Below are 23,962 nucleotides of genomic sequence, written 5' to 3' on the forward strand. Positions count from 1 at the left end.
CAACGATGACTGACAACTACACGGCCCTGTACGAAGAGCACAAGAAGCTCGGCGCTTCCTTCACGGACTTCGGCGGCTGGCAGATGCCGCTCAAATACAGTTCCGAACTGGCCGAGCACCATGCCGTCCGCCAGTCGGCGGGTCTCTTCGACCTCTCCCACATGGGCGAAATCTGGGTCACCGGTCCCGACGCCGCAGCCTTCCTGGACTACGCCCTCGTCGGCAAGATCTCCGCGATGGCGATCGGCAAGGCCAAGTACTCGCTGATCGCTAATGAGGACGGCGGCATCATCGACGACCTCATCACGTACCGGCGGCCCGCTACCGCAGACGCGGGAAACGACAGCACGGACAGGTTCCTGGTGGTGCCCAACGCCGGTAACGCCAGGGTAGTGGCCGAGGCACTGGCCGCCCGCACCGGTTCTGCCCAGGAGGGCGGGTTCGACGTCGTCGTCCAGGACGCCTCCGCCGAAACGTCGCTGATCGCCGTGCAGGGTCCCAAAGCCGAGTCGATCCTGCTCCGCCTGGTCCCGGCGGCGCAGCACGAGCTCGTCACCGGCCTGAAGTACTACGCAGCCGTGGAGGTCCCGTTCATGGTCGGCGGTGCCAGCCATGACCTCCTGCTGGCCCGCACCGGCTACACGGGTGAGGACGGCTTCGAGATTTTCGTCGCCAACGACGACGCCGCAGCGCTCTGGCAGGCGCTCGTCGCGATCGCCGAAGAGGGCGAGCTCACCCCCGCCGGGCTCGCCTCCCGCGACTCGCTCCGGCTCGAGGCAGGCATGCCTCTCTACGGCAACGAACTCACCCTCGAGGGCGACCCGTTCGCCGCCGGACTGGGACCCGTCGTCGCGCTCTCCAAGGAAGGCGACTTCGTCGGCAAGGCTGCCCTGGCCGCCAAGAAGGAAGCCGGCGCCGGCGCCACGACGGGCCGCAAGCTCGTCGGCCTCAAGGGCCTCGGACGCCGGGCCGGCCGCGGCCACTACCCGGTGCTCAAGGACGGCAACACCGTCGGCGAAGTTACCTCCGGCCAGCCCAGCCCGAGCCTCGGCTACCCGGTCGCGATGGCCTACGTCGACGTTGAGTTCTCCGAGCCCGGCACCGCACTGGACATCGACCTGCGCGGCAAAGCGGAGCCGTTCGAAGTGGTTGCACTGCCGTTCTACAAGCGCCAAAAGTAGCCCGGCCGGCACCGCTGCCGGGCGCCTCACCGGTGCCCGGCACCGGTGCCGGCTAGCCCCAGTTTTCACGCGTGCTGCTCCTCCGTCGCTTTGACGCACGCTTTCGAAAACCGCGGTCAGCCGGCCCCTCGTGGACAGCTCACCTTTTAGGACAACCGACCACAGCAGGACCAGTGGGATCAGGCGCCTTCGAAAGCCCAGGGTGCTGAGGTATGTACCGCCTACCGACGGTCGGCTCTAGAAGATAATCGACGGCCACCGGAATTCGGTTTCCGGCCGCGTAACCCGGCCACGGTCAGCACGTAAACCAGCCACAATTGATTTAGCACCAACGACCACTCCAAGACTTAGGAAAAACACATGGCAAAAGTTGCCCCTGAACTGCAGTACTCCGACGAGCACGAGTGGGTTGCCCGCGAGGCCGGGAACGTTGTTTCCATCGGCATCTCCGCCGTGGCCACGGACGCCCTCGGCGACATCGTCTACGTTGACCTGCCCGAGGTCGGCGTGATGGTGACGGCGGGGGAGACCTGCGGCGAGGTCGAGTCCACCAAGTCCGTCTCGGACCTGTACGCCCCCGTCACCGGCGAGGTCACGGAAATTAACCCCGCCGTCGTCGACGATCCCGCACTGATCAACAGTGATCCGTACGGGGCCGGCTGGTTGTTCAAGGTCGCCGTGACCGAGGAGGGCCCGCTGCTCTCGGCTGAAGAGTACGCGTCCAAGAACGGCGGCGAGCTGTGAGCGGCGCAACGACGGTGGCCGCAGGCACGGAGACTGTCTTTGAGCAGGTCGGCTCCGCGAGCCTGGACGCGGACCTGTCCGCCCTGGATCCGGAGATCGCGGCACGGATCGACGCCGAGCTGACCCGCCAGCGCGACGGGCTGGAGATGATCGCCTCGGAGAACCACACCGCGGTCGCGGTGATGCAGGCGCAGGGCTCGGTACTGACGAACAAGTACGCCGAGGGGTACCCGGGTAAGCGGTACTACGGTGGCTGCGAGCACGTGGACGTGGTCGAGCAGCTCGCGATCGACCGGGTCAAGGCCCTGTTCGGTGCCGGGTACGCGAACGTCCAGCCGCACTCCGGCGCCCAGGCCAACGCCTCGGTGATGCACGCGCTGATCAAGCCGGGCGACACCATCATGGGCCTGAACCTGGCCCACGGTGGCCACCTGACCCACGGGATGCGGATCAACTTCTCCGGGAAGCTCTATAACGTGGTCCCGTACGGCGTTCGCGAGGACACCCACACGGTGGACATGGCCGAGGTTGAGCGTCTGGCGCAGGAGCACAAACCCGCTCTGATCGTGGCTGGCTGGTCCGCGTACGCGCGGCAGTTGGACTTCGCTGAGTTCCGCAGGATCGCCGATTCCGTGGGTGCGTACCTGATGGTGGACATGGCGCACTTCGCCGGCCTGGTTGCTGCGGGCCTGCACCCGTCCCCCGTGCCGCACGCGCACGTCACCACGTCCACCACGCACAAGACCCTCGCCGGTCCGCGTGGCGGTATCATCCTGTCCAACGACGCCGATATCGCCAAGAAGATCAACTCGGCCGTGTTCCCGGGCCAGCAGGGCGGCCCGCTCGAGCACGTCATCGCCGGTAAGGCTGTTGCGTTCAAGATCGCAGCATCCGAGGAGTTCCGTGAACGCCAGGAACGCGTCCTCGCAGGTGCCCGGATCCTCGCCGAACGCCTGACCCGGGACGACGTGACCGCCAAGGGCATCACCGTGGTCTCCGGCGGGACCGACGTGCACCTGGTCCTGGTGGACCTGCGCGACTGCGCACTGAACGGGCAGGAAGCCGAGGACCGGCTCGCGGGCATCGACATCACCGTCAACCGCAACGCCGTCCCGTTCGACCCGCGCCCGCCGATGGTCACCTCCGGGCTGCGGATCGGCACCCCGGCGCTGGCCACCCGCGGTTTCGGCGCGGCCGCGTTCGCCGAGGTCGCGGACATCATCGCCGCGGCACTGACCGCGGACGCCGGGACGGACCTGTCCGGGCTCCGCACCCGGGTCCGGGACCTCGCCGCCGCCCACCCGCTCTACCCGACGGTCTCCAACCTCAGCTAAAGCCCGTCCTGGTGGTTGAGCCTGTCGCAGCATTGGGGGTTCGACGGGCTCAACCACCGACCTTTGAAGCATCACTTAGTTAGGAACCCGGCCATGGCTGTTGGTGTGTTTGACCTTTTTTCGATTGGGATCGGCCCGTCGAGTTCGCATACCGTGGGCCCGATGCGGGCCGCTGCGGTGTTCGCGGGGGAACTCACGGCCTCCGGGGCACTGGACCGGGTCGCGTCGCTGCGGGTGGACCTGTACGGGTCCCTTGCCGCCACCGGCCACGGCCACGGTACGATGACGGCGATCCTGCTCGGGTTGGAGGGGTTCCATCCCGAGAAGATCCTGCCGGCCGAGGTGGAGGAACGGCTCGCCGCGATCGCCGGAACCGGGACCCTGCAGCTCGCCGGTTCCATGCCCCTGCCCTACGGGGTGAAGGACATGGTGCTGCGCCCGCTGACGATCCTGCCCCGGCACACCAACGGGATGACCTTCACGGTCTCCGACGCCGACGGCGACGTCCTCCACCGGGCGACGTTCTTCTCCGTCGGCGGCGGCTTCATCGTCCGCGAGGGGGAGGAAGACGCGGCCCTGAAGGAACTCGACGCGTCCATCCAGGAACTGCCGCTACCGTTCCGCACGGCAGCGGAACTGTTGGGCCGCTGCCAGTCCAAGGGCCTCTCCATCGGCGGGGTCATGTTCGTCAACGAACGTGCGTCCCGGACCGAGCAGGAGATCCGCGCGGGCCTGCTGCACATCTACTCCGTGATGGAAGAGTGCGTCATCGTCAGCCTCCAACGCGAGGGCCTGCTCCCCGGCGGGCTCAAGGTCCGCCGCCGCGCACCGGACTGGCACGAACGGCTGCTGAAGGAAACCCGCGGCCAGGACCCCGACTACCGGGACCCGAAATACTGGCAGGAATGGGTGAACCTGATCGCCCTGGCCGTGAACGAGGAAAACGCCTCCGGCGGCCGGGTCGTGACCGCCCCCACCAACGGCGCCGCCGGGATCATCCCGGCCGTGCTCTACTACGCGCTGCACTTCGCCCCCGGCATGGACAAAGCCACCCAGGCCGACCGCGACGACACGATCGTCAAGTTCCTGCTGACCGCCGGCGCCATCGGGGTCCTCTACAAGGAACAGGCGTCGATCTCCGGCGCGGAGGTCGGCTGCCAGGGCGAGGTCGGCTCGGCGTCATCGATGGCCGCCGCCGGCCTGGCCGAAGTCATGGGCGGCACCCCGCAACAGGTGGAAAACGCCGCCGAAATCGCGATGGAACACAACCTCGGCCTGACTTGTGACCCGATCGGCGGGCTCGTCCAGATCCCCTGCATCGAGCGGAACGCCATCGCCGCTGCCAAAGCCATCAACGCCGCCAAAATGGCCCTCTGGGGCGACGGCACCCACCGGGTCTCCCTCGACGAAGTCATCGTCACCATGCGCGAAACCGGCAAAGACATGTCCTCCAAATACAAGGAAACCGCCATGGGCGGCCTCGCCGTCAACGTCGTCGAATGCTGAGTCCGTCACCGCCCCGGCCAGGGGAGCCTGAGCAGCATGGGTACGACGACGACGTCGTCCATCAACCGGAGCCACGCTAGCCGAGGCCCTCGCGGAGTGCTGGCGCGCCGCCACCGGCTGGCAGTGACGACCGGGTAACCAGCATTTCGGGGGCACTTTGAACCGTCGGCTGGGCAACCCCGGGGTTCATCGGCGGCGTGTCAGTGCCAAAGTGGCCCTGGATCGACTGTTCGGCTGGCGTAAACATGGTGGCGTGCTGAGCTAGTCGTGCAGAGCAGCCCACAAGTCCAGCGACGAGGCGAACACCGGCCCCGGGGCCTGAGCGCTCCGGCCTCCCGATAGACTTAAGGCTGCATGCCAGCCATGCCGCCGAAGCTCGACCGCGAAGATTGGATACCGCACCCTTGCGAGAATTCACCGCCCGCTTTGCCTCCGCCGAAGAGGTCGCCAACTGGGACACGCATGTCATTGCGAACCCCAACGGCGGGAATCTGCTTCAGTCCGAGGCTTTCGCCGAGGTCAAGCAGAACTTCGGCTGGAAGCCCCTCCACCTGGTCTATGAGACGGCAGACTTCACGAGTTACAACTTGGTCCTGGAGAAATCCTTCCCCGTCCTTGGCAAGCTCTGGTACCTCATCAAGGGACCCGATGTCGCGTCGGTGGACGACATCCCCGGCATTGCCGCAGCCAACGCCGATTTCGTCAAGCGCGCCGGGCTCGGTGTCTTCGCTATCAAGATCGAGCCGGACATCATCCTCTCCGACGAGGCCGGGCGGGTCATCGAAGGCGCCGGGCTGGTCAAGACGCCCAACCTGCAGCCCAACGACTCCACCGCGCTGCTGGACATCTCACCGGAGGAAAACCAGCTGCTGCGCAACCTGCATTCGCGCGGCCGCAACGCCGTCCGGCGGGCCATCCGCGAGGAGGTCGAGGTCCACAACGCGGAGCCCACGGAGGAAAACTTCCGGGCGATGTATGCGTTGATGACCACCACCGTCGAGGCCAAATCCCAGGTCAGGGTCCGCGAATACGAGTACTACCGCCAGTTCTGGTCCAACTTCCTGGCCCGCGGCCAGGGCCGGCTGCTGTTCGTCTATGAGAACGGGCTGCCCTCGGTGGGCGCGTTCGTGATCAACTACGGACGGAAGGCCACCTACAAGGACGGCGGGTCCCTGCAGAAACGCGGACAGTACGGCGATTCGCACCTGGTCCAGTGGACGGCCATCAACCAGCTCAAGGAACTGGGCTGCACGGAATACGACTTCTGTGGCACCCCGCCCAGCGACAAGCTGAAGGACACCTCCAACCCGTTCCATGGCCTGGGGCTGTTTAAGACCAGCTTTAGCAAGACGGTCACCGACTTCGTCGGCTGCTACGACCAGGTCCTGAGCCCGCTGAAGTACAAGGCCTGGCTGGCGGCCGGGGAGCGCGTGGCGCGCCAGCTGTACACGCGGCGCACAGGCCAGCAGTTCTACTAAACGCCCGCTAACTGAAATGAGGAGGCCGGAATGAACAAACCACCCGACGGCCGCCGCGGGCAGCACCCGGACGGCCTGCCCCGGACCGAACCGATGTCGCCCTTGCAGGTGCGCCAGAACGCCGCCGCCAAGCGCATGCTGCGCAGGCTGGTCCAGGGCGAGAATCCGCCGACGGCGCCGCTGAGCATCGTTGACCGGCTGGCCGGGAGCCCCTACGCCAACCCGATGATCCAGGTCGGCGGGGTGGACACCTCCGCCCGCAAGACCATCGACTTCGCCCTGAAACTGGCCGAATCCATGTTCCGGTACGGTGCTGGCGCCCTCGAAGTGGAAACCAGCATCATCGCCATAACTGCCGCGCTGGGGTTGAAGTACATCGAGGTGGACATCACCAACCAGTCGGTGGCCATCAACTATGCACCCAGGGACCAGACCCCCATCTCGCTGTTGCGCGTGGTGCGGTCCTGGACCAACAACTACGCCGGTCTGGCCCAGGTCCACCAACTGGTCACGGATATCGTGGCCGGTGGAATGGGCCGCGAAGAAGCGGTGCGTCGGCTCGAAGACATTACGCACAGTTCGAAGCCGTTCCCGCGCTGGATGGTCACCGTGGCCTTCGGTGTGTTTTCCGCGGTCTTCGTCGGCGTGCTCGGCGGCGGCGTGGCTGCGTCCGGCATCGCGTTCCTCTCCAACCTGGTGATCAGCCTGCTGGCGCGGCAGCTGGGCCGCTGGCGCACCCCGGACTTCTTCATCACTGCGTCGTGTTCCTTCGTCGTGACCTTGATCGCGCTGCTGCTCTGGCGCTTCGGGAGCCCGGTGGGGATCCAGATAGCCCCGGCAATCGTGGTGGTGGGCGGGATCCTGCTGCTCCTGCCAACCGGGCGGTTGGTCTCGTCCGTGCAGGATGCAATCAACGGCTTCCCGGTCACTGCGGCCGGCCGGTTCCTGTCCACCATGCTGACCTTCGGAGCGCTCGTGTCCGGGATCGCGGTCGCCTTCGTCGTAGGGGCGATGACCGGGATGGAACCCATCGACGTCACCGAAACATTCCCGCCGAAGTATCCCTTGTGGGCGCTGGTCGCGCTGGTGGCGGTCGCTGTTGTCGCGATCGGCGTCACTGAGCAGACCTCGCCCAAGCTGTTACTGCCGACGGCGGCCGTCGGTGTCGTCGGCCATCTGGTCCTGGTCGGCGGCACGGCCGCCGGCGTCGGCCCGCGGTTCGCGCCGGCCCTCGCCGCCGTCGTCATCGGCTTGCTGGCCCGCGTGGTCGCCCTCCGGATGGGCGCTCCGCAGTTGGTTGTCGCCGTACCCGCGGCGCTCATCCTGCTGCCGGGCTTGACTATATTCCGTTCCATGTATGTATTGACCATCGAGGAATCCGAAATCCTGGCGGGCGCCGGCGGGATGCTCAACGCTGCGGCGATTGTGCTCGGGGTGGCGGCCGGCATCGTACTCGGCGATACCCTCGCGCGGCCGCTGACCCGGAGCCTGGCCAGCAACGAGCGGCGTCGGGCCCGGCGCCGCTAGCAGGTTCAGGCTGTTCCGGGACGAGTCCCGGGTCAGCCTGAACCTGCGCTGTTAGATCTTGCCTATCGGCAACTTCTTCTCGGCCTGGAAGTCGTCCTCCACCCGGCCCGTGGCCCAGTAACCGGACAGCGAGACCTGGCTGCGTTCAAGCCCCCGCTGGGTGTACAACACCTCGCGCAGGCCCTTCATATAGCCGCGCTCGCCATGCGCGAAGACGTGGACCCGTCCTTCAGGCCACGTGGCGGCTCCCACCGCGTCCGCCAGCAGTTGGGTGCTTCCGGCCGGAGCGCCGCGGCGCAGGAGCCAGCGCAGCTCTAGGCCCTCGGGCGCGTCGAGTTCGAGGATATCGGCGTCGCTGTCAACTTCCAGGAATGCTAGCCCGCAGGCGTCCCGGGGGAGTGCCTCAATGGCGGCGCTGATCGCCGGCAGAGCGGACTCGTCGCCCGCGAACAGGTGCCAGTCGGCCTCCGGATCCGGGTTGTAGCCCCCGCCAGGCCCGGTGAAGACGAGGGCGTCGCCAGCCTGGGCGGTGGCGGCCCACGGCCCGGCCAGGCCCTCATCGCCGTGGATCACGAAGTCGATGGCGAGCTCGCCGGCCGCTTCGTCAACCCATCTGACGGTGTAGGTGCGGGTGCAGGGCCACTGCTCCCGCGGGTGGGATTCCCGGATGGCCGCCAGGTCCAGCGGCTGCGGGTAGTCGACGCCCGGCTGCGGGAACACGATCTTGACGTAGCGGTCCACATAGGAGTTGTTGACGTAGGCGGCGAAGCCGGAGCCGCCGGCGATGATCCGGACCATGTGCGGCGAGAGATGCTCGCGGCGCAGGACTGTGAGGTTGGTCTGGGGCCGGGAGCGGCGGCCGGCCGTGGCGGCGGCAGGGGCAGAGGTCATGGAGCTAAGCCTAGCCAAGGACCCGGTCAGGGTAGTGCCGGCAGTTCCCAGTCCACCACGCCGCCGCCCTGGGCGGTGAGCAGCGCATTGACCCGGCTGAAGGGCCGGGAGCCGAAAAAGCCGCGCGCGGCCGAGAGGGGACTGGGGTGCGGGCTGGCGATCACTGCGGACGAGCCCAGCAGCGGGCGCACTCCCTCGGCGTCTTTGCCCCAGAGGACGGCCACGAGGGGCACGGGGCCGCCGTCGTCGCCGCGCCGGTCCGCGACGGCACGGATGGCGGCCGCCGTGACTGCCTCCCAGCCCTTTTTACGGTGCGAACCGGCAGTTCCGGCACGGACGCTGAGGACCCTGTTCAGCAGCAGCACTCCCTGCTCCGACCATCGGCCGAGGTCACCGTGCACCCGCGGCGGCAGACCCAGATCGGCGTCGAGCTCCTTGTAAATGTTAGCCAGGCTGCGCGGGATCGGCCGGGTCCAGCCGTCCACTGCGAAGGACAGCCCGACGGCGTGGCCCGGCGTCGGATACGGATCCTGGCCCACAATCAGCACCCGCACCCCGGCCAGCGGCTGGCGGAAGGCCCTCAGCAGCTTCGCCGGCGGCGGCAGTACCTCGTGGCCGTCGGCTGCCTCGGCGGCGAGGAACTCGAGAACTTCCCGTAACGGCCCCTGCACCGGCGCCAGCGCCGCGGCCCAGTCCGGCGCCATCAGCCCCTCCAGCGGCAGTCGGGCCAGCTCCGCGAAGCCGGCGGACCCGGGAGCCTCGGGTTCAAGCCGGAACAGCGCAGCTGGATCACCAGTGGGCTCAAACCCGGTGGGCTCAAGCGCAGCGGGATCACCAGCGGGATCAAACGCAGTGGGCTCAAACCCGGTCGGTTCAAACGCAGTGGGATCAAACGAAGTGGGCACGGTCCCATTCTTGCAGTTCGTCCCGGGACCGGCCCGGCCCCTCAAATGACAACGTTGTCGTTCGGCCGTAACATATGGGAGACCTACCGGAACGAGTCAAGGAGTGTGTCGTGGCCGAAGCAGCACCCGAGTACCGGCCGGCGGAACACGCCGACCCGATGCCGCCGTCGGCCGCCGAAGACTCGCCGTTGAGCAGCCGGGACCAGCAGATGCTCGCCCTGGAGCGGCAGTGGTGGAAGTACGCGGGCGCCAAGGAACAGGCCGTCCGGGAGCTCTTTGACCTTTCGGCCACGCACTATTACCAGATCCTCAACGCCCTGATCGATACCGAGGCGGCGCTGGCGCACGATCCCATGCTGGTCAAGAGATTGCGTAGACTACGTACGTCACGACAACGTGCCCGCACCGCACGCCGCCTGGGTTCAGACGCCTAAAACCGTGGGAAGCCGGGCCGCAAGGGGAATTCCGTGCGGATTCCGGCGGCGAGCTATCAGCCAGAAATCAGCAAGGACGTCGTTTTACCATGACCAAATACGCTCGGGATGAATTCGATCGGGTCCCGGAAACCTCTGCGCGCCAGGGTGTCCACCGGACAGTCTCCGCACCCCGCTCCCGCCGTCTGGGTCCGATTCTCGCCGCCGGGGCCGCGGCCCTCGCAATCGGCCTGGTTGCCTTCCTGCTGCTGCCCAAGCTCGGCTTCGGGTCTGTCGGCGGCGGCTCCGCTATGGCAGCGGACCAGGCCGGCAACCACGCCGCCGCATCGACGGCCCCCACCACTCCCGCGGCGGCCCCGACGCCGTCCGCCAGCGGTGAGCCAACCGGCAGCCTCGCCCCTGCGGGCTCAACGCCGTCCCCCACAGCGACGTCGACCGCCGTCGTGGACAAGACGCAACCGGTGGCCGTCTACAACGGAACCACGACGGCGGGCCTGGCCGGCCGCGTCGGAACGACTGTCACCTCTGCCGGGTGGGGCCTCGGGCCGCTCGGCAACTGGGCGGGCACACCGCAGCGGACCTCAGTGGTCTTCTACGACGGTCCGGCGCAGAAAGCCAACGCCGAAGCGCTGGGCTCCCTCCTCGGGATCGCTACGCTCGTGGATTCCGCGGACTTTAAGATGCCGCTCGTCGTCGTCCTGGGTCCAGGCTTCATTTAGGGAACGGATTTAAGGGACGGGACCGCCGCCGCGGGCCCGGTTACGCCTGAGTAACTTTCTGGAACGACCGGGGGCCCGGCCGCGCCGATCCGCACGCGTGTGGTTACAGTGGCAGCGGACTTCGTTCCGCAGGCCGCGGCGCGCAGCGAGGTGCGCCGTGAGCAAGCTAGCTGAAAGTGTGGAGAACATGGCATTGGGGACCGTCAAGTGGTTCAACGCAGACAAGGGCTACGGCTTCATAACCGTGGACGGCTCCGGGGCCGAAGTGTTCGTGCACTGGTCCGGAATTGCGGGCGAGGGCTACCGTGCCCTGGCCGAAGGCCAGCGTGTAGAGCTGGAAGTTGGCGAAGGCGAAAAGGGCCCGCAGGCCGAAAGCGTCCGGCCCGCCTAGTGTCGCTCTTCCCAGCGGACAATGTCCGCAAGAGCGTCAGCGGCCGACTAAATGCCCTGCGGTTCAGCCGTGGCGCTGCCGCAGGTATTGCCGCCGCGATGGTCCTCGGCGCCTGCGCGGGGCCCACCGGCAACGCCCGGGCGGACGTCGTAGAAGCAGGCGGCGACGGCATCCTGCGGATCGGCCTGATCCTGGACAACACCGGCAAACAAGGCTTCCTCAACGCGCCCCAGCTAGCAGCCGCCAGGCTCGCGGTCAAGGAAATCAACGCCGCCGGCGGCCACAAGGGAAAGCCTGTGGAACTGCTGCCGGAATCGATCGGCACTGATACCGCCGCCCAAGCCAAGGACCTCGTCGCCGCCAAGGCCGACGTGGTGATCGGACCCACCGACTCCAGCCGCGCCGCCGATGCCATTGACGTGCTCTCGCGCGCCAAGGTCGCGATCATTTCTCCGGCTAACACCGCGCCGGGGCTCAGCAAATTCAAGAGCGGCGGCTACTACTTCAGGACCGTCGCCGCCGACGTGGCGCAGGCTTCGGTCCTGGTCAAGCTTGCCAAGGACGGCGGCGCCAAGACCATTGCCGTCGTGCACGAGGAAGGCAGCTACGGCAAGGAGGTCTCCCTGGCCGTCTCCGAGGCCGCGAAGGCCGCCGGCCTGGGCACCGCCGTCGACGCTGAATTCAAGGCCGGTCAGGCGCAACAGGCGGCAGCAGCCGCCAAGGCGGTCTCCCCGGACGCCGTCATCCTGGTGGCCCGCGACGGCGCCCAGGGGGCCATCGCCGAGCTCAACAATGCGGGGCTGGCAGGGCGCAAACTCATCCTGAGCGACGGAGCGGTCAACCAGTACGGACAAGGCCTCGGCTCCAGGGCCCTGGACGGTGCCCGCGGGATTCTTCCCGGCATGTTCCCGTCGGCACACTTCCAGGCCGAACTCGTGGCCGTCGATCCCGGCCTAAAGGACATGGCGTTCGCGGCCGAGACCTACGACGCCGTCCTTCTAGCAGCGATCGCCGCCGCCGCGGCCGGCGACGATGCCGGGGCCTCCATCGCCGCCAAGCTGATCTCCGTCTCCGGCGGAACGACGGGTTCGTCCGGGCAGTCCTCCGGGGAGGCCCAGACCTGCCGGTCATACCAGGAATGTGTGGCCGCACTCCGCGCCGGCAAGCACCCCGACTACGACGGCCAGTCCGGACCGATCAATTTCGACAGCAACGGCGACGTCACCGCTGCCGGCTACATGGTCTACAGCTACGGCGCGGACAACAACGCCAAGATGACGGGCGCCGAAACGTCCCGCAGCGCCGGCTCCTGATCGCTCCTAGCGAAGAGCGGGCCGTGGTGGCGGCTTCTAGGGCAACCACTGCTTGCACTCTCCCCGGGGGAGTGCTAATTATTGAGTTAGCACTCCCGCGTATTGACTGCTAACACGACGCCCCGGTTCTGCCGTTGCGACGTGGCGGCGGGAAGACCGGGAGCGAAAGAAATACCTGGCTGGGGTGAGATCCCCGGTCCGGCGGCATACAGAGGCTGCCGGACAGGAATCGTCCGTCGCGGGCACCGCAACCAAGGTTCATTCTTAACGACTGTCCCGAAAGGACTATTGCCGTTATGGCCAAGATCATTGCATTTGATGAAGAGGCACGCCGCGGTCTTGAGCGGGGCCTGAACATCCTCGCCGACGCCGTCAAGGTCACCCTCGGCCCGCGTGGACGCAACGTCGTCCTCGAAAAGAAGTGGGGCGCCCCCACGATCACCAACGATGGTGTTTCCATCGCCAAGGAGATCGAGCTGGACGATCCTTACGAGAAGATCGGCGCCGAGCTGGTCAAGGAAGTTGCCAAGAAGACCGACGACGTCGCCGGCGACGGTACCACCACGGCCACCGTGCTGGCCCAGGCCCTCGTCAAGGAAGGCCTGCGCAACGTCGCGGCCGGCGCTGACCCGCTGTCGCTCAAGCGCGGCATCGAAAAGGCTGTCGAAGCGGTCACCCGCGAGCTCCTGGCGTCCGCCAAGGAAATCGAAACCAAGGAAGAGATCGCCGCCACCGCGTCCATCTCTGCCGGTGACAACGAAATTGGCGCCCTGATTGCCGAAGCCCTGGATAAGGTCGGCAAGGAAGGCGTCATCACCGTCGAGGAGTCGAACACCTTCGGCCTCGAGCTGGAACTGACCGAGGGCATGCGTTTCGACAAGGGCTACATTTCGGCCTACTTCGTCACCGACGCCGAGCGTCAGGAAACGGTCCTCGAGGACCCCTACATCCTGATCGTCAACTCCAAGATCTCCAACGTCAAGGAACTGGTTGCAGTCCTCGAAAAGGTCATGCAGTCTTCCAAGCCGCTGCTGATCATTGCCGAGGACATCGAGGGCGAGGCCCTGGCCACCCTGATCGTCAACAAGATCCGCGGCACCTTCAAGTCCGTCGCCGTCAAGGCCCCGGGCTTCGGTGACCGCCGCAAGGCCCAGCTCGCGGACATCGCCATCCTCACCGGTGGCCAGGTCATTTCCGAGGAAGTCGGCCTCAAGCTTGAGACCGCCGGCCTCGAACTCCTGGGCCGCGCCCGCAAGGTCACTGTGACCAAGGACGAGACCACCATTGTCGAGGGTGCAGGCGACGCCGACCAGATCGCCGGCCGCGTGTCCCAGATCCGCGCCGAGATCGAGAACTCCGATTCCGATTACGACCGCGAGAAGCTGCAGGAACGCCTGGCCAAACTGGCCGGCGGCGTTGCAGTCATCAAGGCCGGTGCCGCAACCGAGGTTGAGCTCAAGGAACGCAAGCACCGCATTGAGGACGCAGTCCGCAACGCCAAGGCTGCCGTCGAGGAGGGCATCGTCGCCGGCGGTGGCGTTGCCCTGATTCAGGCCGGTGCCAAGGCATTCGCTAACCTGCAGCTCGAAGGCGACGAAGCAACCGGCGCGAACATCGTCCGCGTTGCAATTGACGCACCGCTGAAGCAGATCGCCTTCAACGCCGGCCTTGAGCCCGGCGTCGTCGTGGACAAGGTCCGCGGCCTGCCCGCAGGCCACGGCCTGAACGCAGCCACCGGCGAGTACGTCGACCTGCTGGCCGCCGGCATCAACGACCCGGTCAAGGTCACCCGCTCTGCCCTGCAGAACGCGGCGTCCATCGCCGGCCTGTTCCTCACCACCGAGGCCGTTGTGGCCGACAAGCCCGAAAAGGGCGGCTCCCCGATGGGCGGCGGCGACGACATGGGCGGCATGGGCGGCATGGGCGGTTTCTAACCACCCGGCCACCCGGCCCTGAACGACCCGGTCTGGCAGTTTCAGTCAGCGTCGGCCCGTTCGACGACGGCGGTCCCACCTCTTGGTGGGGCCGCCGTCGGCGTTAAACTCCAAGCCGCCACCTCCGGCGGCGGATCCCGGGCATCCTGAGCTGGGGTGGCGGGCGTGGGGGCCGCGGCAGTCTGACAGGATGGTGCAGTGACGATTACTGCAGCGGCCGACGGTTCGGCTTTAGGAAATCCCGGTCCGGCCGGTTGGGCCTGGTACGTGAACGACGAGTGCTGGCATGCCGGTGGTTGGCCGCACGGGACCAACAACCAGGGCGAGCTGATGGCTGTCCTGGACCTATTCCGGGCCACGGCCCATGTCCCGGACGAGGCACTGCACATTCTGTGCGACAGCCAGTACGTCATCAATTCGGTGACGAAGTGGATGCCGGGCTGGAAGCGGAAGGGCTGGCGGAAGTCCGACGGCAAGCCGGTGCTCAATGTTGAGCTGCTCAAGGAAATCGACCAGGCGCTCAGCGGGCGCAGATACACCTTCGAATGGGTCCGCGGCCATGCCGGCCACGACCTCAACGAGGCAGCGGACGAGCGCGCCCGGGCCGCCGCGGGCGCTTACCAGCAGGGCGTGGCCCCCCGGCAGGGTCCGGGATTTGTCCGCGCCGGCGACGCAGCCGCCCAGGCCGCTCCGCCTCCGTACTCCCCGCAGATTGCTTCGTCGGCAGGCAATCGGGTCGCCCAGGCCGCCCCGCAGGCCGCCCGTGCCGGAATCCGGGAAATGGTCGGCGAACCCACCCTGTTTGGCGCATCAAGTCTCTTTGCCGAACCGGACCTCTTCAGCGAGCTGGAGGAAGAAACCCGTGCCGCAGGCCCGGAACAAGGCGCGGAGGCAATCGTGGAGGCCCTGGAACGTGAGCTCCTGCTCCCCGGGACCCGGGCCGACCTGGGCCGCACCGGCGTGCTGTTGCACCCGGATTTCACCGAGATCGGCAGTTCGGGACGGCTGTGGACTCGCGACGAGATGATGATGGAACTGGAGGACGCCCCCGGCGTCCCCGCTGAGTTGGAGCTCCTGGCCGCGGAACGCATCAGTGAAGGTAGCGTACTCCTGACGCTCCGCAGCCATACCCGCTCCGGGACGGTGCTGCGTAGCTCGCTCTGGGTCCTTGACGGCGTCCAGTGGCGGCTGCGCTTCCACCAGGGCACTCCTGAGGCCTAGCGGCCGCACCCGCCCGGAACGGTCCGCACCGGCGAAGACCATACCCGGTTGGGCGGGCCCCGCTCCTGCAGCTAGCTGAACCGCTGGGCATTGTTGAGCTCCGCCTGAGCGTAGTTGGCGGCAGCAGAGTTCAAGGCGAGGTTGATCGAGGCCAGGGAGGCCTCGACCTTGCCCTGGGTCAGCGCCCATTCGGCGAGCAGGGCCTGGAAGTTGGCGGCGGCGGACCCGCGCCAGCTTGCCTGCAGTTCGTCCAGCCCGCGCTTCATGGCCTGCACGTCGGCGCTGATTCGTTCGACGGTGGCCTGGACGTTGGCGGACTTGAGCTGGAGTTGTTCGGTGTCGACGGAAATGATGCTCACGTGTGGGCCTTTCGAGTGTGCTGGCAGGCAGCCGGGCATCCCGACTAACTCAGGGGGAGCGGGATCCCCGGCTGCCTGGGGTGGAATCGCCCGGATTTTCCGGACTCTTCGAGCCTAGGCAGCCGCACGGCCCGGTCCCAGCAGGCAGCCTTCCTATGTGGAAAACGCTAGCCGCGCACAGCGCCGCCGCGGTCGACCCGAGGTTCAAAGCCCGGTTCAAGGCCCGGTGCGCCCACTGCAGCCGCATCCGGCCCGGTTCCCGCAGTGGCCACCTCCGCAGCGCGGACATCCGTGGCGGGCTCATCCTCAGTACCGGCGTCGGCGGTGTCCTCGTCCGCGGCGGAAGCCTCCATCGCTGACTCCCGCGGCTCCGCTTCGGCAAGATACGGGAGGCTGACCACCAGGGTGGCGCCGCCGCCGTCGGTCGGTCGGACGCGGACCTTGCCCGAGTGCGAGCCGACAATGGCTGCGACGATCGCCAGTCCCAGGCCGCTGCCGCCGGTCTCCCTGGTCCGGGACGTGTCCGCACGATAGAAGCGCTCAAAGATCCGGGAGGCTTCATCTTCCGGGACGCCGGGCCCGTGGTCGCGAACCTCGACCACTGAGCGGCGCGCCCCGGAAGCATCAGTCCGAACCCCCACGGCGAGTTCGATGGGGCTGCCGTCCGGCGTGTAGCGCAGCGCGTTGCCAACAAGGTTGCCGATGACCTGACGAAGCTTCGACTCGTCGCCCATCACTGGGGCCGGGGCACCGGTGTCGCCGTCGAGCCCGCAGAGCGAGATCACCCGGCTGCGGTCGCTGGCCTGGGTGTCCACCACTGCGTCATGGGCCAGCAGAAGCAGGTCCGCTGGCGTCTGCTGCAGCGGGCGCTGTTCATCGATCCGCGCCAGCAGGAGCAGGTCTTCCAACATGGCCCCCATCCGCTTGGCTTCGCTTTCGATCCGCCCCATCGCGGTCGCCACGTCCTCCGGGGTGGCGAGGGCGCCGTGGCGGTAGAGCTCGGAGAAGCCGCGGATGGTGACCAGCGGAGTGCGCAATTCGTGGGAGGCGTCGGCGGCGAAGCGGCGCATCCTCGCCTCGGAGGCCATCCTCGCCGCGAAGGCCGACTCGATATGTGCCAGCATGGCGTTCAAGGACCTGCCCAGCCGCCCGACCTCGGTGTCGGGGTTCTCGACCTTCACGCGCCGGGAAAGGTCACCAGCGGCGATGGCGGCGGCGGTCTTTTCCACCCGGGCCAGTGGACGGAAGGACCGGGTGACGGTCCAGGTAGCGATGAAGAAGGCGAGCACCAGGGTCAGCAGGCCCACGCCCACCACCACCAGCGTGGCGTGCTCCATCACCGAATCCACCGGGTAGAGCGGCAGCCCGATCACCACGACGGCGGCGTGCTGGTTGCCGTCGACCACATTGACCGCTACTACCCGCCAGTTGCGGCCGTCGGTCCCGCCGACCTGGAAGGGAACCTCATCGCGGCTGCGGGCCTCGTCGGGGCTGATGCTGCCGATCGCCGGGCGGGAGCTCTTGCTGCCGCCGAAGACGTAGAAGGACTGGCCCGGGCTGAAAAGCACCAGCGAATAGTCGGTGGGCACGTTCGGGTTCTGGTCCTGCAACTGGCTGAAGGACTGCTGCTGGCGGGCCGTTCCGACGGCGGCCTTGAGCTTGTCGTCGACCTGGCCCTGCAGGAAGCTGTGCACCAGGGCCAGCGTGCCGGCGCCCGTGGCCGTGAGGGCCACGAGCATCAGTCCCATCATGATCGCGACCAGCTGCGACCGCAGCGACGCCGCCCTCCAACGTGCCAGCAAGGTCAGCGCTTCTCAGCCGTCCGCAGCACGTAGCCGACGCCCCGCTTGGTCTGGATCAGGGCCGGCACCTCGGGGTCGATGTCAACCTTGCGCCGGAGGTAGGAGATGTAGGACTCCACGATTGAGGCGTCGCCGTTGAAGTCGTATTCCCAGACGTGGTCCAGGATCTGGGCCTTGGACAACACCCGGTTCGGGTTGAGCATGAGGTAACGCAGCAGCTTGAACTCGGTGGGCGACAGCTCGATCACGGTACCGCCGCGGCGCACCTCGTGGGCGTCGTCGTCGAGCTCCAGGTCATCGACGCGGATGACGGCGTCGTCGTCTTGAAGCGGCTGGGTGCGCCGCAGCACTGCTCGGATGCGGGCCACCACCTCGTCGAGGCTAAACGGCTTCGTGACATAGTCGTCGCCGCCGACGGTGAGGCCGGTGACTTTGTCCTCGGTGTCGTCCTTCGCGGTCAGGAACAGCACCGGGAAGTGCTTGCCTGAGGCGCGCAGCCGGCGGGTGACGGTGAACCCGTCCATGTCCGGCAGCATCACGTCCAGGACGGCGAGGTCCGGGGCGTGCAGCTCAGCGGCGGCGAGGGCATCGCGCCCGGTGCCGGCAGAGACAACCTCGAACCCTGCGAAGCGCAGCGAGGTAGACAGCAGCTCACGGATGTTGGGTTCATCATCGACGACGAGCAGCTTGGCTTCGGGACCGTTCTTTTTCATGGTTCCCATGATGCTCCCAGACTCTGTGAGTTTTCTGGGAGTCAGATGTGTGTTGAGTGGAGATTAGCACCGATCCGGTCAAGGCAATTTCGGTGCAGGGATTCCCGTTGGGAGAACGCCGGACTAGAGTGGCGCCATCGCCCGGTGCCAGCCGGGGCCCGTCCCCTCTAGGTGGAGTGAAGACACAATGACTGAAGCAACAACACCTGCCTCCGGGCCTGCCGACACAGCAGCCAACCGTTCAATCCATGACTGGGCGGACCTTGCGGAGGAAATGTGGTCTTACCTGACGGGTAAGGGTGCGGCCATCAACTACGAATTCGTCGACATGACAGTGGAGGTGCCCCGGGACATCGGACCGGATGCGCCCCGGGCCACCTGGAAGCTCAACGGCAGCCTCCGGGTGACGACCAGCGACAAGGACGCGGCGGGATCCGACGCGAACCGACGCTGAGATGACACGGCCGGTCAGGGTTGATGCCGATTTGGAGTTCTCCCTAACGGAACCGTCGGGTGCCGTTACCTCCGGCTCGGTTCAGGCGGCGGGGACGGAACTGCGGGTCAGGCTCAGCGGCCTGGACGCGTCCTTGTCGCAGCGGATGCCGTCGCTCCGGCAGGTGCGGCCGTTGGCCAAAAAGCTCGCCGAACAGGGGCTGACACTCGTGCTGGAAGGCCCGCAGGGCCCGATCGTTAGTCTCGGGGCCATCAACCGGAGCCGCGCGCAGGGGCTGCTCACCCGGTCCGCGCACATCCGGCTCGGTAAGGTCGGCGCCCTCGCTCCCTTCGTGAAACAGGCAAGGCGGTCGAGGTCGGCGGCGATCTCGCTGCTCCCGCCGGAGACCCCGTTGCCGTTACTTCCAACCGTCAGGCGCAGGATCGTCCGCCGGATCACCACCACCCACCACACCCGTGGGAGCGGCCGCCCGCGCTTGATCTTCGTTCAGGACGCCGCGTCGTGGAACGGTCAGGTGCCGCGTGAATTCAACCTGGAGGCGGAACGGATCAGCATCGGAAGCGGCCCCACGGCTAACCTCCAACTGCCGGGACTTGACCCTGTCCACGCGGAAATTGTCCACAACGAGAATGACGAGTACGTCCTGGTCCGGCACGGCGCCGTCACCGGGAGCTTTGGGCCGTCGGGCGGCTCAACCCTGCGCACGGGTGCCCGGCTCCAGATGGGGGAATGGTGCCTTGCCTACTTCCGGGAAGAGTTCGCGGACCACGGCCGGCCGTTCGGCGGCCGCAGCGGCGGCGAGTTCGCCTATCAGCGGCCCCAGCTGGATCCGCGGACCGGCAAGATGGAGCGGGACGGATCCTCCGGCATCAGCTAGTGCCTCAGGCGCCGAGCCCGGCACCCTCGCTGGCCCCGTTGCTCAGCCGGCGCCGACATCCTTGGCGTCCATGATCCGGTAGGCATAGCCCTGCTCGGCCAGGAAGCGCTGGCGCTTCGCGGCGAAGTCCTGGTCCAGGGTGTCCCGCGCCACGAGCGAATAGAAGCGTGCGGCCCGGCCGTCTTTTTTGGGCCGCAGCAGCCGTCCCAGCCGCTGCGCCTCTTCCTGGCGGGAGCCGAAGGACCCGGAGACCTGGATAGCCACCGACGCCTCGGGCAGGTCGATGGAGAAGTTGGCGACCTTGGACACCACCAGGGTCTGGACCTCGCCGGCGCGGAACGCGTCAAAGAGCCGCTGCCGTTCCTTGACCGTGGTGTCGCCCTTGATCACGGGCGCCTGCAGCCGCTCGCCGATTTCGTCCAACTGGTCGATGTACTGCCCGATCACGAGGAGCTGCTCGCCGGCGTGTTCGGCCACGAGCCGCTCCACGATCCCGATCTTGGTCTCCGATGTGGCGCAGAGCCGGTACTTGTCCGCGTCCTCGGCCATGGCGTAGACCACCCGTTCATCGCGGGGTAGATCCACCCTGACCTCCACACAGTCCGCCGGAGCGATGTAGCCCTGCGCTTCAATGTCCTTCCAGGGGGCGTCGTACCGCTTGGGCCCGATCAGGCTGAAGACCTCGCCTTCGCGGCCGTCCTCGCGGACCAGGGTGGCGGTCAGGCCGAGGCGGCGGCGTGCCTGCAGATCGGCGGTCATCCGGAAGATCGGCGCCGGCAGCAGGTGAACCTCGTCGTAGATGATGAGCCCCCAGTCGTTGCCATCCACCAGCTCCAGGTGCGGGTACAGGCCGCCGCGCTTGGTGGTGAGCACCTGGTAGGTGGCAATCGTGACGGGACGGACCTCCTTGACGGCGCCGGAGTATTCGCCGATCTCTTCCGCGGTCAGGGAGGTGCGCTTGAGCAGTTCGTCCTTCCACTGCCGCGCTGACACCGTGTTGGTCACCAGGATCAGGGTGGTGGTGGAACTGGTGGCCATGGCGGCGGCTCCCACCAAGGTCTTGCCGGCGCCGCAGGGGAGGACGACGACGCCGCTGCCGCCGGCCCAAAAGTTCTCCGTCGCCTGCTGCTGGTAGGGCCTGAGCTTCCAGCCCGATTCGTTGAGCATGATGGGGTGCGGCTTGCCGTCCACGTACCCGGCGAAGTCCTCCGCGGGCCAGCCGATCTTGAGCAACAGTTGCTTGAGCTGTCCGCGCTGCGAGGAATGCACCACCACCGTCTCGGCGTCGATCCGCGGCCCCAGCAGCGGGGCGATCTTTTTCGCCCGGCTGACCTCCTCGAGGACCGGGTAGTCGGAGGTGCGCATGACCAGGCCGTGCTGCGGATCCTTTTCCAGCCGCAGCCGGCCGTAGCGGGACATGGTTTCCTCGACGTCAATCAGCAGCGAATGCGGCACCGGGAACCGGGAGTACTTGAGCAGGGTGTCGAGCACCTGTTCGGCGTCCAGCCCGGCCGCCCGGGCGTTCCACAGTCCCAGCGGCGTCAGGCGGTAGCTGTGGATATGCTCCGGGGCGCGTTCCAGTTCGGCGAACGCCGCTATCGCGTGCCGCGCTTCAGTGGCCTGGGCGTGGTCCACTTCCAGCAGGATGGTCTTGTCACTCTGGACGATCAGGGGCCCGTCATTCACTGCAGTAGTTCCTCTGTGGCTTCAACATCAATAATCCGGTGGATGGACAGCACACGCTCGGTCTCCTTGGCCGGATCGAACACCCGGACCCGGCCGCCGGTCACAGCCACCGGAACAACCGTTTCGCGGCGGGCATTCCCCAGGCTGTCCACCACGTTCATCACCACCCGCTGCTTGAGCCGGATCGCCTTCTGCAGGGTCTCCAGTCCCAGCTGCGTCGCTGCCTCGCCGCCAGCCGCTCCTGCCGTGCCGTGGCCAGCCGGCGATCCGGCGCCGGCGGGCCGCCCGTCCCTCAGCAGGGCGAGTTGGGCGTCGACGTCGGCGTCCGCGGGGGCGGTGCGCGGGGCGGTGTAGACCGGCCGGGCGCCGCCCGGGTCCGCGGTGCTCCGGCGCAGCCGGAGAACGGCGCCGGAGTCCTCCAACGCCGGGGACAGGCCCAGGCCGCGAAGCACCTGGGCGGTTTCCCGGGGCGCGGCAGGCGAGACCAGGACGGTCGGGGCGATCCGGGCCAGGCCGAGGCCGGCGGCCGCGGTGGTATGAAGCAGCTCCAGCAGGGCCGTCTCGTCCTCGCTCTGGATGAAGCTCGCCGCCGGACCTACCCGGAGCCGGGCGTGACGAGCTGCGGTGTCCTCGATCAGGTACTCCAGCGGCTGGGGCACCGCGGTGGCCGAGTGCTCGCGCAGGAAGTCCAGCAGCGCCCGGGCGTCCCGCCCGGCGTCGAGGGCGCGCCGGACCGAGGCGACGGAGAAGCGGTAGATGGTGGCAGGCCCCTGGCCCTCGGCGTCCGCCATGGTGAGGAGCTTTTCGCTCAGCTCCGGGTCCAGGTAGCCGGGGGCGACGGCGGTCAGGTCCGCCTGGAGCAGCACGTGGTTCAGCGCCGCCGGCAGGTGCTCGCCCAGGATGGCGAGAGCTTCGTCGGGCTGGTCTGAGGCCACCGCCGCACCGATCTGGGTCAGGGCGCCGGAGCCGATCAGGCCCAGTATTTCGGCTTCGGCGAGGACGCCGCGGATGAGTGAACTGAAGCGGCGGGCCATCCGCGGCTGCGCCCAGTCGGCACGTTCCAGCACGGCGTCGGCGTCAAGCACCGGGGCCTCCCCGTCCGCCGCGTCCGCCTCCCGGGTGAGCTCGTTCAGAATCTCCAGGATCCGCCTCCGGACCACCGGGGCATCCGGCCGCTGCGCCTCCGCGGAGAGGGCGTTGATGGCAGTACCGGCCGGCCCGCGGTGCGGCTGCGCGGTGGCGACTCCGCTGACCGGCTGTCCCACCAGCGACGGGACCCGTTCGCTGGCGAGCCAGGCATTGACCAGCCACTGCCACTGCTCCTGCCTCGGCAGCGTCAGCCATTCCAGCTGCGGGGCCTGGATCCAGGCCGAACTGTCCACATCCAGGCGGAGCAGGCCGGCGAGGGCGCAGAGTTCCGCCAGCATGCCGGCCTCGTGCAGCCCGAGCCGCAGGGCATCCGCGAGGCGCTTCATTTCCCGGACGCCCACCCCGCCGCTGCGCAGTGTGACGAGCGGCTGTTCCCGGACGGCATGGAGCAGTTCGCCTGTCAGCCTCAGAGTCTCGGCGATGGCGCCGAGGGCGGCGTTGCGCCGCAGTGCCGCGCTGGTCTTTCCCAGCCGTGGCACCGGCGGGCTGGGGGCGAAGTGCTCGATCACGAAGCCGCCCCGGAGCGATACGCCCACGCTGTGCGGAAGTTCCACGTGCGCTGCGTCCAGCGGCACCAGCAGACCGCGGGCCAGCAGCCATTCAACCGGCCCGACGTCGGGTCCCTCGTGCAGCACGGACGCCCGCCGCTGTGCCTGGGGGACGGCGCCCATGGCCCAGCTTCCGAAGCGGGCCAGGAGGGCCGCCGTGCGGTCCGGCGCAGAGGCCAGCAACGCTTGCAAAGCCTCCGGCGAGGCTGTCCAGTGCTGCAATGCCAGCGCCGCCTCCATCGGTGTGGCGGCGGGGGGGATATCACTGCCGGTACGGTGCAGTTCGTCGACAAGATGCACCACGCGCTGCGCGAAGGCGGGCTGGAGCCGGACAAGTTCGGTGTAGCCTCGTCCGAGCCCGGCCGGATAGATGCCGATGACGTCCTTGAGGCTGCCGATCGGAAGGTAGTAACGCTGCCGTCCGGCGGCCGCGGTTACGCCGTGCGGGGGCTCGGCCCGGTGCACGAGGGCGAGTTCCTGCAGGGACTGGAGCAGCCGCTCCAGGGCGGCGAGGCTGGCGCCGTTGATCAGCTTCTTGAGCGTCGCCGCGGAAGCGCTGTGTCCGGTGTCGGTGTTGGTGCGCAGGTGCAGTGTTTCCAGGACCTGCATTTCGGGACGGTTGAGCCGTTCCAGCGCCCGCTGGACGCTGACCCGGCCGCTGGCCCGGGCGGCGAGGGCGGAGAAGTCCGGCACGGCGGGGGAAATCAGGTCCGGCCGCGCGGCGAACAGGGCCCGCAACGAGTCATCGCTGCGGGCCTGCAATTCCTTGCTGAGCGCGCGGATCAGGGACATTAGG

General features: G+C 67.7%; 21 protein-coding genes. 14 read left to right on the plus strand and 7 right to left on the minus strand.

What is annotated here, in order from left to right; genetic code table 11:
- The first annotated feature begins 5 nt into the window (after positions 1-5).
- From gcvT to ABIB14_RS01810, 6 genes are all read left to right on the plus strand, one after another.
- Entirely contained in the window at positions 6-1,181 is a 1,176-nt protein-coding gene (gcvT, locus tag ABIB14_RS01785; protein ID WP_354233629.1) for a glycine cleavage system aminomethyltransferase GcvT, read from the plus strand.
- 360 nt (positions 1,182-1,541) lie between these two features.
- Positions 1,542-1,925 carry a glycine cleavage system protein GcvH gene (gcvH, locus tag ABIB14_RS01790; RefSeq protein WP_354233631.1) on the plus strand — a complete coding sequence of 128 codons (384 nt, stop codon included), beginning with the start codon at positions 1,542-1,544 and terminating at the stop codon, positions 1,923-1,925.
- Positions 1,922-3,259, plus strand: coding sequence for a serine hydroxymethyltransferase (glyA, locus tag ABIB14_RS01795; RefSeq protein WP_354233632.1), 1,338 nt, complete (start codon positions 1,922-1,924; stop codon positions 3,257-3,259). The genes gcvH and glyA overlap by 4 nt, the downstream gene beginning before the upstream one ends.
- Before the next feature lie 93 nt (positions 3,260-3,352).
- A complete protein-coding gene (locus ABIB14_RS01800; RefSeq protein WP_354233633.1) occupies positions 3,353-4,765 on the plus strand; it encodes an L-serine ammonia-lyase in 1,413 nt (470 codons plus the stop codon).
- Between the two features lie 404 nt (positions 4,766-5,169).
- Positions 5,170-6,243, plus strand: a complete 1,074-nt coding sequence (locus ABIB14_RS01805; protein ID WP_354233634.1) for a lipid II:glycine glycyltransferase FemX — start codon at positions 5,170-5,172, stop codon at positions 6,241-6,243.
- Positions 6,244-6,273: 30 nt separating this feature from the next.
- Entirely contained in the window at positions 6,274-7,770 is a 1,497-nt protein-coding gene (locus tag ABIB14_RS01810; RefSeq protein ID WP_354233635.1) for a threonine/serine exporter family protein, read from the plus strand.
- Between the two features lie 51 nt (positions 7,771-7,821).
- Here ABIB14_RS01810 and ABIB14_RS01815 read toward each other — a convergent pair whose 3' ends face one another.
- On the minus strand, positions 7,822-8,661 hold the full coding sequence (locus ABIB14_RS01815; protein ID WP_354233636.1) for a siderophore-interacting protein: 840 nt from the start codon (positions 8,659-8,661) through the stop codon (positions 7,822-7,824).
- Positions 8,662-8,687: 26 nt separating this feature from the next.
- Positions 8,688-9,440: a uracil-DNA glycosylase gene (locus ABIB14_RS01820; protein WP_354233839.1), complete on the minus strand. Its 753-nt coding sequence runs from the start codon at positions 9,438-9,440 to the stop codon at positions 8,688-8,690.
- A gap of 236 nt (positions 9,441-9,676) precedes the next feature.
- Between ABIB14_RS01820 and ABIB14_RS01825 the strand changes: the two genes are divergently transcribed.
- The 6 genes from ABIB14_RS01825 (at position 9,677) to ABIB14_RS01850 (ending at position 15,578) form a co-directional block, all read left to right on the plus strand.
- Positions 9,677-10,000, plus strand: a complete 324-nt coding sequence (locus ABIB14_RS01825; RefSeq protein WP_502909578.1) for a DUF3263 domain-containing protein — start codon at positions 9,677-9,679, stop codon at positions 9,998-10,000.
- Between the two features lie 89 nt (positions 10,001-10,089).
- Positions 10,090-10,719: a LytR C-terminal domain-containing protein gene (locus ABIB14_RS01830; protein ID WP_354233637.1), complete on the plus strand. Its 630-nt coding sequence runs from the start codon at positions 10,090-10,092 to the stop codon at positions 10,717-10,719.
- 187 nt (positions 10,720-10,906) lie between these two features.
- The gene (locus ABIB14_RS01835) at positions 10,907-11,110 is read left to right on the plus strand and encodes a cold-shock protein (RefSeq protein ID WP_354233842.1); all 204 of its coding nucleotides are present in this window, start codon (positions 10,907-10,909) and stop codon (positions 11,108-11,110) included.
- Between the two features lie 98 nt (positions 11,111-11,208).
- Complete coding sequence (locus ABIB14_RS01840; RefSeq protein WP_354233843.1) at positions 11,209-12,423, plus strand: ABC transporter substrate-binding protein; 1,215 nt, start codon at positions 11,209-11,211, stop codon at positions 12,421-12,423.
- Between the two features lie 296 nt (positions 12,424-12,719).
- The gene (gene groL / locus ABIB14_RS01845; protein WP_354233638.1) at positions 12,720-14,357 is read left to right on the plus strand and encodes a chaperonin GroEL; all 1,638 of its coding nucleotides are present in this window, start codon (positions 12,720-12,722) and stop codon (positions 14,355-14,357) included.
- A gap of 198 nt (positions 14,358-14,555) precedes the next feature.
- Entirely contained in the window at positions 14,556-15,578 is a 1,023-nt protein-coding gene (locus tag ABIB14_RS01850) for an RNase H family protein (protein WP_354233639.1), read from the plus strand.
- A 71-nt stretch (positions 15,579-15,649) separates the two neighbouring features.
- On the opposite strand, the gene ABIB14_RS01855 is transcribed toward ABIB14_RS01850, so the two are convergent.
- The 3 genes from ABIB14_RS01855 to ABIB14_RS01865 form a co-directional block, all read right to left on the minus strand.
- A complete protein-coding gene (locus ABIB14_RS01855) occupies positions 15,650-15,937 on the minus strand; it encodes a WXG100 family type VII secretion target (RefSeq protein WP_354233640.1) in 288 nt (95 codons plus the stop codon).
- A gap of 167 nt (positions 15,938-16,104) precedes the next feature.
- Positions 16,105-17,739, minus strand: coding sequence for a sensor histidine kinase (locus tag ABIB14_RS01860; protein ID WP_354233641.1), 1,635 nt, complete (start codon positions 17,737-17,739; stop codon positions 16,105-16,107).
- Positions 17,740-17,741: 2 nt separating this feature from the next.
- Positions 17,742-18,452, minus strand: a complete 711-nt coding sequence (locus tag ABIB14_RS01865) for a response regulator transcription factor (protein WP_354233642.1) — start codon at positions 18,450-18,452, stop codon at positions 17,742-17,744.
- 187 nt (positions 18,453-18,639) lie between these two features.
- Between ABIB14_RS01865 and ABIB14_RS01870 the strand changes: the two genes are divergently transcribed.
- Both ABIB14_RS01870 and ABIB14_RS01875 read left to right on the plus strand, forming a co-directional pair.
- Complete coding sequence (locus ABIB14_RS01870; protein ID WP_354233643.1) at positions 18,640-18,906, plus strand: hypothetical protein; 267 nt, start codon at positions 18,640-18,642, stop codon at positions 18,904-18,906.
- Positions 18,907-18,937: 31 nt separating this feature from the next.
- Positions 18,938-19,783, plus strand: coding sequence for an FHA domain-containing protein (locus tag ABIB14_RS01875; RefSeq protein ID WP_354233645.1), 846 nt, complete (start codon positions 18,938-18,940; stop codon positions 19,781-19,783).
- A gap of 42 nt (positions 19,784-19,825) precedes the next feature.
- Here the strand turns inward: ABIB14_RS01875 and ABIB14_RS01880 are convergent, their stop codons facing one another.
- Together ABIB14_RS01880 and ABIB14_RS01885 are read right to left on the minus strand one after the other, a co-directional pair.
- Positions 19,826-21,469: a DNA repair helicase XPB gene (locus ABIB14_RS01880; protein WP_354233646.1), complete on the minus strand. Its 1,644-nt coding sequence runs from the start codon at positions 21,467-21,469 to the stop codon at positions 19,826-19,828.
- A complete protein-coding gene (locus ABIB14_RS01885; protein WP_354233647.1) occupies positions 21,466-23,958 on the minus strand; it encodes a helicase-associated domain-containing protein in 2,493 nt (830 codons plus the stop codon). The genes ABIB14_RS01880 and ABIB14_RS01885 overlap by 4 nt, the downstream gene beginning before the upstream one ends.
- Positions 23,959-23,962 lie beyond the last annotated feature (4 nt).

It is taken from the genome of Arthrobacter sp. UYEF3, assembly GCF_040546245.1.
Classification (GTDB): domain Bacteria; phylum Actinomycetota; class Actinomycetes; order Actinomycetales; family Micrococcaceae; genus Arthrobacter.